This is a genomic window from Flavobacterium sp. (genome assembly GCF_036405015.1).
In the GTDB taxonomy this organism is placed as follows: domain Bacteria; phylum Bacteroidota; class Bacteroidia; order Flavobacteriales; family Flavobacteriaceae; genus Flavobacterium.
In genome coordinates, this window is the sequence record NZ_DASWYK010000258.1 from 1 (window position 1) to 10,724 (window position 10,724).

General features: G+C 32.4%; 11 protein-coding genes. 9 read left to right on the forward strand and 2 right to left on the reverse strand.

The genetic code is table 11. The features are described from left to right. From VGE71_RS22510 to VGE71_RS22530, 5 genes are all read left to right on the forward strand, one after another. Nucleotides 1–555 (forward strand): cytochrome ubiquinol oxidase subunit I (locus tag VGE71_RS22510; RefSeq protein WP_331140329.1); only part of this gene is annotated, 555 nt, incomplete at its 5' end. A 2-nt stretch (nt 556–557) separates the two neighbouring features. Then, complete coding sequence (gene cydB / locus VGE71_RS22515; RefSeq protein ID WP_331140330.1) at nt 558–1,634, forward strand: cytochrome d ubiquinol oxidase subunit II; 1,077 nt, start codon at nt 558–560, stop codon at nt 1,632–1,634. Further along, nucleotides 1,597–2,112 carry a hypothetical protein gene (locus VGE71_RS22520; RefSeq protein ID WP_331140331.1) on the forward strand — a complete coding sequence of 172 codons (516 nt, stop codon included), beginning with the start codon at nt 1,597–1,599 and terminating at the stop codon, nt 2,110–2,112. The genes cydB and VGE71_RS22520 overlap by 38 nt, the downstream gene beginning before the upstream one ends. Nucleotides 2,113–2,588: 476 nt before the next feature. Continuing rightward, complete coding sequence (locus VGE71_RS22525; RefSeq protein WP_331140332.1) at nt 2,589–2,993, forward strand: hypothetical protein; 405 nt, start codon at nt 2,589–2,591, stop codon at nt 2,991–2,993. Nucleotides 2,994–3,220: 227 nt separating this feature from the next. Then, nucleotides 3,221–3,619 (forward strand): helix-turn-helix transcriptional regulator, encoded by a 399-nt coding sequence (locus VGE71_RS22530; RefSeq protein WP_144218583.1) that lies wholly within the window; start codon nt 3,221–3,223, stop codon nt 3,617–3,619. A gap of 135 nt (nt 3,620–3,754) precedes the next feature. Here VGE71_RS22530 and VGE71_RS22535 read toward each other — a convergent pair whose 3' ends face one another. Both VGE71_RS22535 and VGE71_RS22540 read right to left on the reverse strand, forming a co-directional pair. Then, on the reverse strand, nt 3,755–4,540 hold the full coding sequence (locus VGE71_RS22535; protein ID WP_331140333.1) for a sulfite exporter TauE/SafE family protein: 786 nt from the start codon (nt 4,538–4,540) through the stop codon (nt 3,755–3,757). Between the two features lie 290 nt (nt 4,541–4,830). Then, nucleotides 4,831–5,457: a Crp/Fnr family transcriptional regulator gene (locus VGE71_RS22540; RefSeq protein ID WP_331140334.1), complete on the reverse strand. Its 627-nt coding sequence runs from the start codon at nt 5,455–5,457 to the stop codon at nt 4,831–4,833. A gap of 348 nt (nt 5,458–5,805) precedes the next feature. On the opposite strand from VGE71_RS22540, the gene VGE71_RS22545 reads away from it, so the two are divergent. From VGE71_RS22545 to VGE71_RS22560, 4 genes are all read left to right on the forward strand, one after another. After that, the gene (locus VGE71_RS22545; protein ID WP_091491996.1) at nt 5,806–6,117 is read left to right on the forward strand and encodes a rhodanese-like domain-containing protein; all 312 of its coding nucleotides are present in this window, start codon (nt 5,806–5,808) and stop codon (nt 6,115–6,117) included. Nucleotides 6,118–6,191: 74 nt separating this feature from the next. Next, complete coding sequence (locus VGE71_RS22550; RefSeq protein WP_331140335.1) at nt 6,192–7,772, forward strand: NADP-dependent glyceraldehyde-3-phosphate dehydrogenase; 1,581 nt, start codon at nt 6,192–6,194, stop codon at nt 7,770–7,772. Between the two features lie 277 nt (nt 7,773–8,049). After that, entirely contained in the window at nt 8,050–9,927 is a 1,878-nt protein-coding gene (locus VGE71_RS22555) for a M1 family metallopeptidase (protein ID WP_331140336.1), read from the forward strand. 155 nt (nt 9,928–10,082) lie between these two features. After that, nucleotides 10,083–10,697 carry a hypothetical protein gene (locus VGE71_RS22560; RefSeq protein ID WP_331140337.1) on the forward strand — a complete coding sequence of 205 codons (615 nt, stop codon included), beginning with the start codon at nt 10,083–10,085 and terminating at the stop codon, nt 10,695–10,697. Nucleotides 10,698–10,724 lie beyond the last annotated feature (27 nt).

A 10,724-nucleotide genomic window follows, 5' to 3' on the forward strand; every position in this document is an offset into this window, starting at 1 on the left:
AGAGGCTCAGAAATTGTCTTAATTGGTCAACCCGATGTGAAAGATAAAAAGCTAGATAATAAAATTGCTGTTCCTAACATTCTGAGTTTCCTGACTTACGGAAATTGGGATCAGGAAATTAAAGGTTTAGATCAGTTTGAAGAAGATTTGCATCCAACTAATATTTCAGGTTTGTATTACGCGTATCATATTATGGTTGGATTAGGAACTGTTTTTATTGGTTTAATGATGTTGGCTCTTTTTCAATTAATAAGAGGGAAACTGTTTGAAACCAAATGGATTTTATGGTCATTGATGTTCATGATGCCGTTTCCGTACATTGCGAATACAACTGGTTGGTACACGGCAGAATTAGGAAGACAACCTTGGTTGGTTTATAATTTGTTGCGAACAGCATCGGGAGCTTCGCCAACGGTTTCTTCTGGAAATACCTTATTTACATTACTTGGTTTTATTGGTTTATACCTTTTACTTGGAGTATTGTTTTTGCTTTTGATTGGAAAAATTATCAATAAAGGACCGCATCATGTGGAACTTTCAACAGAAAAAATATAAGTATGGAATTTTTTTGGTACGTAGTTTTAATGGGAATTTTGGCTGTATATCTGGTTTTAGACGGCTATGATTTTGGTGCAGGAATTATTCATTTATTTTTTGCCGATACAGAAAAAGATAAAAAAGCAATTACAAATGCAATTGGTCCGTTTTGGGATGCTAATGAAGTTTGGCTAATTGCGGCAGGAGGCGTTTTATTTTTTGCTTTTCCGACTTTATACGCTTCTTCTTTCAGCGGATTTTATCTGCCTTTGATTATGATTTTATGGCTTTTGATTTTTCGTGCAATCGGATTGGAGATGCGCGGACAAGTACACAATCATATGTGGGAAGCGATTTGGGATAAAGCTTTCGGAATTGCAAGTTTACTTTTGGCTTTGTTTTTCGGAATTGCTTTAGGAAATATCGTTCGTGGTGTCAATCTCGGAATGGTTCAAAATGGTGTTTCAACACAAGAACCGCATTTTTTCTTTCTGCCTTTGTGGAATCCAACTTTTAGTCCGCAAGCAAATGAATTAGGAATTATCGATTGGTTTACGCTTTTCTTAGGAATTGTGAGTGTCGTGGCTTTAACGATTCATGGGGCGAACTGGATTATTTATAAAACAAATTCTGCTTTAAATCCAAAATTGAAAAAAGTGGTTTTCGCTTTAAATATTGTGCTTTTGGTTTTGGTTTGTATTTCGTTACAGATTTGGCATTTTATTGAGCCGAAGCCGTTTCATAATTTTGTTGAAAATCCGATTTTGTGGTTCTTTCCATTACTGACTTTTGTTGGGATTTTAGGATTGTTTAAAGTCCGTTCTTTCAAAAAAGACGGCCATGGATTTTTATTTTCAACTTTATTTTTAGTTGGAGGATTTGCTTCTACAGCAGTTTCAATTTTTCCGAATGTTCTGCCTTCAACCAATAGCGTAAATCCGTCTTTGACTATTTATAATACAGCAGCTCACGAATACGGATTAAATGCTGGTTTAAGCTGGTTTTTTATCGCTTTGTTTTTGGTGATTATTTATTTTATTATTCAATATCGTGTTTTCAGTGGGAAAATGGATGATATTGGGTATGGCGAACATTGATCATGAATTTAAGATGGAGAATGTAAAATTTAAAGATTGGAAATTTGAAGTTGATAAAGCTTTAACAGTTGAAACTTATTCTCGTGTTACTAAAGGTGGAGCTGAATCTTGTTTATGTATTGATTGCGAAAATTACATTCAGAACCGCGAAAAAGTTTTTCCTGATGAAGTTAAGAGCTTGTTTTTAAATTTAGGAATTGATTACAATAAAGAAGTTGAAATTTTATCCTATCAAATTTTACCTAATGGATTGCATCATATTGCAGGATGGTTCCATTTTAAAGGTAAACTGATTGAGGGTAAAAATTGTAAAAAAGATATTGAAAATGAAGTTTCTCAAATTGAATTAACTGATATTGGCAATAATTTCTCAATAGGTTTTTGTGAGCAAAATAGTTTGACATTTTTTGAAAATAAAGAAGGGCTAGTTCAGATAGAATTTGAAACTTATATTCCTTGGGTTACGCATAAAGTCTAAAAAAATTGATGTTTAAGTAATATCAATTGCCTCCAGTTTTAACTGGAGGTTTTTGTTTCAAGAGAATTAGGCTTTAGCCAAAATCGTGTAGTTTGGCTAAAGCTTTTTTTATGTAGATTTGTTTACCTGGAGCTAAAGCTGAAGGAAATTCAAAACTTAAAGATGTATTTTTGTTTGAATCAAAAAGATTTTAAAGTTAAAATTAGACAATGACAATAAAAAAGTTAATAAACAGATTTTTCTTTTGATTTTTGAAAGAATCAAAAGATATAATGTCCTTAATAAGCCCATTTTATTAGCAAAATTGTTTATTTAGGATTTAATTACAACCAATAGTTATATTCTATAATTTTTATTGTAGGAAACAAAAAGAGTTAATCGTTAATATTGCGTATCTAAGAATTTCTCCCCCTAAGAATTTTTAGAAATTGATTTTTACCAAAAGAGCTTAAATCATTTTTTACCTACAATTTATTATGCCTTTAACAATTTTACCCGACAAGATTAGATTTCGTTACAAATCTAAAAATTGGCAGTACCATTTTGATGAAGTTAGAAAGCTTGGTCTGCTAAAAAAGAAGAAAAAACATTTTCTTGAAAACGGTGCTTTTATTGCCGTTACCGCAGTGGCTTATTACTGCATGGTTTTTTCTGATATAATGGATTTGTATTATATCATTCCCACACTTTTATGTTATACTCTGATTATTTCAATTCGATTTAAAAACGACGAAGAGTTTGTTTATTTTATTATTGTTAAAGATATTTATCAAAATGAGATAAGAACTAAAATCGAAGTAAAAGATCGTTTGGTAATTCGAAGACAGATAGATCATTATCAAGAACTTCAGTTTGAGAGAAAAATTAAAAGAACCGCTTAAATCAGAAATGTTTACGTTTTATATTATTCTTTGTGAATTTTTTTACAAAAGCAATTTAGATAGACGGTTATTTATCAATAAAGAAAAAAATTAACGTCATGTTACTTCATAAATTCCCAATTATAAAGTAGCTTTAGATTTCCCAAAAATAGAAGTGTAGTTATGCTGCTAAAAAAAATTAGCAGTTGGCTGTTTTAACTATACATGACCCCAATTCAACAAAAATTATGGCCGCAACAATTAAAAACAAGATTAGAAACATTAGAGAGTTAAAAAATTATACTCAGGAATACATGGCAGAAAGATTAGGTGTAACTCAGGCGGGTTACAGCAAAATTGAAAAAGGCAAAACTTCCCTCAGTTATGAAAAACTCTGCGAAATAGGAAGGATTTTAGATGTCACTGTAGAAGATATAATTAGTTTCGATTACGATAAATATTTTACCAATTACAATAATAATAACAGTAAAATAACTGGAAATAACAACGGAAGTATAATGATTAATACAGATAGTACTTCGGTTTTGAAGGAGCTGTATGAAGATAAAATTCAATTGCTGGAAAGGCTTCTGAATATAACAGAGATCGAACTTAGCCGTTACAAAACTAGGTTTGGAGAAATTTGAGCTAATAAAATCTCAGTTTTAGTTTCATCTTTGTCAAAGTATAAAACTTTGACAAAGATTACTCTACAAGTAAAACTAAATTCAAAATATTTAAAAATCTACAAAGATCAACACGATCTGTGAGAACATTAAATTCTAAAAGAAGACCTCTTTAGTAATGATGTAAAATCCCATTACAAGTACAAACCATCCAAAAAGAGGTTTTAATTTTGCGCCATCTATTTTTTTAGAAAGCTGACTTCCAATCAGCATGCCGATTAGTGCCATTGCGGAGACGCTTAAAAGAAAAGTATAATTAATAGGCGTTCCGATATATAAATCTCCGACAAAACCTATTGATGAATTAATAGTAATAATTAATAATGAAGTTCCAACAGCTTGTTTCATTGGTAAATTAGCAAAGAAAAGTAGTGCAGGAATAATCAGAAATCCGCCTCCTGCTCCGAGGAATCCGGTTACGATTCCGACTAAAAAACCAATAATACTTAATTGTAAATAGTTTGTTTCTGTTGTTTTTATTTCAGGCTGATTTTTTTTGATCATCGAAATGGCAGCGGTAATCATTAATACAGAAAAGATTACCATAATCAGAAAATCTTTTGAGACTGTATAAGAAGCGACACAAAATAAGGTTTTTGCAATTTGTGGAAATATGACTTCGCGAATAATCAGAATGGAAATAACAGACGGAACAGCAAAATACAAAGCCGATTTTAATTTTAGATTTCCCATTTTGTAATGACTAAAACTGCCAAACAAAGCAGTCAATCCAACAATAAATAGAGAGTAAGAAGTGGCCTGATCTGGATTTACTTTAAATAAATAAACTAAAATAGGAATAGTCAAAATAGAACCGCCTCCGCCAATTAAGCCAAGTGTTATTCCGATTATGATTGAAGCAAAAAAGCCTAAATATTCCATTGCATTTATTTTGATGCAAAGGTGCTTCGGAAATTAGAATCCTACAGTAACATTTATCACAGAAGAGTTTTTTTCGCCACTAATTCACGAATTATTTTTTATTATGATTGATAAAAAAAACAGGAAAACTAGTGGTAGAAAATCATGAGAGTTTTTTTTACCATGAATTCACAAATTATTTTTTGATAATAATTGAGAAATTGGTGAAATTAAAGACAACAAAATTAATCGTGAAAATTCGTGAATTGCTTCGCCTGTTCGCTATCGCTCGAGTCGTGGCGAAAAAAACTTTATTTCAATAATTCAATTTGGTTTCGGTTGAGTTTTACTAAGCCGCGTTGTTCCATTTTTTTTAATAATCTGGAAACAACTTCACGAGAAGTATTTAATTCGGTTGCTATTTCCTGATGTGATAAATTTACTTCAGAACAGCCACAGGCATCGGAATGCCTTTTTAGATAAAATTCCAATCGCTCATCCATAGAACGGAACGCAATATTATCGACAACTTCCAGTACTTCTTCAAAACGGCTTCTGTAAGTTTCAATTACAAATTCGTACCAGCTTCTGTGTTCCATCATCCATTTGTCCATAGCTTGTAACGGAATCATCATCACAGAAACATCTTCAACTACTTTGGCCATGATTTGGCTTTTTTCGCTTTTTGCGGTACAAATCATCGAAATTGCGCAAGCTTGTCCTGGTTGTAAATAATACAATAGAAATTCGCCTCCATCTTCGCCCTGACGATAGATCTTGATTTTGCCTTTCGTAATTAAAGCTGTGTTTTTAATGTATTGTCCGGTACGCATTAAAATTGTTCCCGCTTCAAAATCCTGCAGACTTCCGTTTTCTTCTATAGTTGCAATAAGGTCGTTAGAGAAATTGGGAAAGATGGTTTTTAGTGAATTTTGCATTTTATAGTTTTTTTTGATTCGAACCACAACGATTTATTGAAAATCGGTGTAATTCGTGGCGGATATTTTTGTCGAAATCGAATTGAAAATTATAATTGTTTACAAAGATAATAGTTTGGTTTGGTATTAATTGTCAGAATACCAGATTTAAGATGTATTTTATGAAAATGAAAAAATCCTATTTTCTACCGATTTTGTAGACTGAATTTTTAAAAATAGTAACTAAATTTGTAAATCACTGATTATAATACTTTCTCTAAAACGTTTTCTGAGAATAATAATCGAAATCGCATTTGGTACGTTTTTTATATATAGAAACGTCGTAATTTTACAAAAACACATTTTATTATGAATTTATCACAAGAAGATTGGGTTGCTCAGTTAGAAGCTGACGAAAATGCAGTTATACTTGACGTAAGAACTGAGGACGAATTTAATGACGGCTACATTGAGAATGCTTTAAACATTGATATCAATAAAGGGCAAGGGTTCATTTACGAAATCGAAGAATTAGACAAAAATAAAAATTACTATGTATACTGCCGTTCTGGGGCAAGAAGTGCAAAAGCTTGCCAGATCATGAACGAATTGGGGATACAGAATGCCTACAATCTGCTTGGAGGAATCCTGGATTGGGAAGGCGAAACAGTACAACCATAAAAGAAGAAGAGGCATAAAAAAAGCCTCTTTTTTCTTTTGAAAATAGAATTACCAGACCATTAAATAACCAAACTATGAGCTTTATACCAGAAGAATATCAGATTAATACGCTGATAAACCAAGATACTTATCTTGTGAATGGAGAATTGAAACAATGGACAGGGCAAACCACACCTGTGTTTTCTACTATTTCTTCAACTGAAAAGTATTCACCGACCTTATTAGGATCTATTCCTTTTATGGGAGAAAAAGAAGCAGCAGAAGTTGTTGAAGCTGCTACCAATGCATACGATATGGGACAAGGTTTATGGCCAACTATGAAAGTAGCCGACCGTATTAAAAGCATGGAAAATTTTGTGAAACAAATGAAAGAAACCCGAGAAGAGGTAGTAAAATACCTGATGTGGGAAATCGGAAAATCATTAGGAGATTCACAAAAAGAATTCGACAGAACAGTAGAATATATCTACGATACCATTGCTAGTTATAAAGAACTAAACGGACGCAGTTCACACTTTGAAAAAGTACAAGGTGTAAACGCTATGATTCGTCGTGGACCTCTTGGAGTTGTTTTGTGTCTTGGACCTTACAACTATCCGCTTAATGAAACTTTTTCATTATTGATTCCAGCTTTAATTATGGGTAACACTGTAATTTTTAAACCTGCGAAACATGGTGTTTTATGTATTTCGCCATTGTTAGAAGCTTTCAGAAGCAGTTTTCCAAAAGGAGTAATCAATATCGTTTATGGAAGAGGTCGTGAAGTAGCTTCTCCAATTATGAAATCTGGAAAAATTGATGTTTTGGCATTAATTGGAAACAGTAAATCGGCGATTGCTTTACAAGATCAGCATCCAAACAAAAATAGATTGCGTTTGATTTTAGGTTTAGAAGCTAAAAATCCGGCAATTATTCTTCCAGATGCCGATTTAGATTTGGCAATTCAGGAATGTATTACTGGAAGTTTGTCTTTTAACGGACAACGTTGTACAGCTTTAAAAGTATTGTATGTTCACGAATCTATCAGAGAAGAATTCAACAAACGCTTTGCTGAAAAAGTAGATAGTTTAGTTTTTGGAAATCCTTGGGAAAAAGGAGTTTCTTTAACACCGCTTCCAGAATCAGAAAAACCAGCTTATATTCAAGGATTAATTGATGATGCCACTTCTAAAGGAGCTGAAATCATCAATGAAAAAGGAGGAAAACATACTGATAACTATATTTTTCCAGCGGTTTTATATCCAGTAAACAAAGAAATGCGAGTGTATCATGAAGAACAATTCGGACCAGTGGTTCCTGTTCTTTCATTCAAAGATATTAAAGAGCCTTTAAAAGATATGGCAGAATCAAACTACGGACAACAAGTAAGTTTGTTTGGTAAAGACATTAAAACTTTAGCTCCGCTGATTGATGCTTTGGTGAACTTGGTTTGTAGAGTAAACCTCAACAGTTCTTGTCAGAGAGGACCAGATGCTTTCCCTTTTACAGGTCGTAAAGATTCTGCTGTAGGAACTTTGAGTATTCCAGATGCTTTACGTTCTTTCTCAATCCGTACGTTTGTAGCTTCAAAAGATATCGATTATAATAATGAGATTCTGCAGGAATTGCTTAACAGCAAAGAATCGAATTTTATTAATACTGATTATATTTTGTAGTCATCAAGGTTATATATTATTTGTAGATACCGTCTGTTGCTTTTGGTGATAGACGGTTTTTCTTCTTTAGGAACAAAGTGACAAAGGTTCAAAGTGACAAAGTTGCTAAGCTTTTTTTTTTTTAATCTAATTTAAAATGTAGTTTGCACATTTCACCACCAACCAAAAACTATTAACCATCAACAATTAACAATTAATAACTAAATTTGTAACATTTGTAGATAAAAATCCACTAATACGTTATCAAAAATTAATTCATAATACCTAAGATCTACTTATGGAAAAGAAAATATTGCAATGTGCAGTACTCGCATTTGTTCTTTTTACTCAAAATATCTTTGCTCAGGAGCTTTATATGCCAAGAAATATAAAAGAAGCTTATATAAAAGAAACTCGTTCTAAAGATGGAAAACCAGGAAAAAACTACTGGCAGAATCGCGGAAAATACAATATGGAAATTATGGTTGATCCTGCTACGAAAATAGTAAGCGGTACAGAAACCATTATTTACGAGAACAATAGTAAAGACACTTTAAGAAATCTTGCCATTCGTTTTGTTAACAATCTTCATAAACCATCATCTCCTCGTGGGAGTGAGGTAAGCGACGATTTTTTAAGCGACGGATTGACCATTACTTCATTAAAAATAGAAAATGAAGTATATAAGGAAAATGCCAGAAAATGGGGAACTGTGGGAAATATAAAATTGAAAAAAGCAATTCCGCCCCATTCTAAAGTGACTTTAAATATTCAGTGGAATTATCCTTTATCGAAAGAAAGTGGGAGAGAAGGACAAATTGACGAAAGTACTTTTTTTGTAGCCTACAGTTATCCGAGAGTTTCGGTTTATGATGATTATAATGGCTGGGACAGATTGGCTCATACAGACCGTCAGGAATTTTACAATGATTTTAATGACTATGTTTTTTCGGTTAAAGCGCCTAAAAATTATGTCGTTTATGCAACAGGAGATTTATTAAATCCAGATGAGGTTTTGCAACCCGATTTTGCAACTCGTTTAAAGAAATCTTATACAACAGACGAAATTCTGCATATTGCCAACGAACAGGAAATGAAAAGCGGAATTGTAACCAAACAATACGATTGGAATGTCTGGAAGTTTGAAGCTAAAAATATTTCAGATGTATGTTTTGGTTTAAGCGATCATTATTTGTGGGATGCGAGCAGTGTTATTGTAGATAAGAAAACAAATCGCCGTGCAAGCGTTCAAGCTGCTTATGATGTTAAGGGAACAGATTTTGTTAATTCGGTTAAGAATAATCAATATGCTTTAGATTGGTTTTCAAATAATTGGCCGGGAGTTCCATATCCGTTTTCTAAAATGACTGCTTTTCAGGGTTTTGCAGATATGGAATATCCAATGATGTGTAACGATTCTGAAATGGGAGATCCTGTTTTTGCGCAATTGGTTCAAGATCACGAAGTAGCACATACTTATTTTCCTTTTTATATGGGAATTAACGAAACACGTTACGCTTTTATGGACGAAGGCTGGGCAACTACTTTTGAATATTTGATCGGAATTGATGAACACGGTAAAGAAGCTGCAGATAAATTTTATCAAGAATTTAGAGTGAAAAATTATATTCAGGATCGTTCTGCAGAGCAAGATCAGCCGATTATAACAATGTCTACACAAGTTTCTGGAGCTGGTTACGGAAATAACTCTTACGGAAAAGCTTCTCTTTCTTATTTAGCTTTAAAAGATATGTTGGGTGATGATTTGTTTAAAAAAGCATTACACGATTATATGGATACTTGGAATGGAAAACATCCAATTCCGTGGGATTATTTTAATTCCTTCAATACCTCAGCAGGAAAAAATCTAAACTGGTTTTTCAATAACTGGTTTTTTACAAATAATTACTTAGATATTGCAGTAAAAAATGTTGCTGCTGATAATAAAAGTATTACTGTTGAAAATATTGGAGGTTTTGCGATTCCTTTTGATGTAATCGTAACCTATACTGACAACTCAAAAGTAACGTTGCATCAAACGCCTGCAGTTTGGGAAAAGAATCAAAAGACAGCTAAGATTGTTTTAAAAAGTACCAAAAAAATCAAACAAGTAGAATTGGATGGAGGTATTTTTATGGATGCAACTCCAAAGAATAATCGCTGGGAAGCAAAATAGTTACATTTGATTAATAATAAAAAAGCATTTCTTTCTACTAAAAAAGAAATGCTTTTTTATTTAGATTGATTGTAAATAATTTAAAATCCATAAAAAAGTAGGAAAGTTTATTCAAAAAAAATTAGGTTTGTAAACTAACAAATCAAAATTAATTAATGAAAAAAACATTCCCCCTAATTGTTTTTTTGATTACTCTTCAGATCTTCGGACAGGATGATCAAAAAACTGCATTTCAAAAAAGTAAATATGAATTAGCTGTTTCCTACTACAAAAAAGCTGATTTTGTTAAAGCTCTCGATTTATTTTCACTGGCTGCAAATATCAAACCTGAGAATGAAATCGGTCAGGAATCGATTAAAAAAGTAGACACGCTTCGTGAATTTTTAAGAAAAGAAATTTTGGATCAGGCTATTGGAGTCTGGAAAAAATCAGGTAGTCAGCCAGTCTGGTCGACAACAGCAATGAATTCTGAGAATCAAACCGATCTAGAAGAATTTATTGAAATTAGTGAAAATGAAATTCTCTTTTTTGAAGTTGATAAAAAAACTAAAGAAAAGAAAATACTAAAAAAAGAAAGTTTGGTTTATAATGACCAGAAAAGTGCTGTGTCGCTATATTCAGAAATTGTACTTTCGGACGGAACAATCTGGAACTGCAGTTTAAATGAAAAATCAGATATTTTGCATGTTATTAATGTTGCAATCCAAACGGAACAAGGCATAGAAAAAATTACTAACGATAATTTAGAAACGTATTACGTTAAGATATAATAAAAAGGGAATCTAGAGGATTCCCTT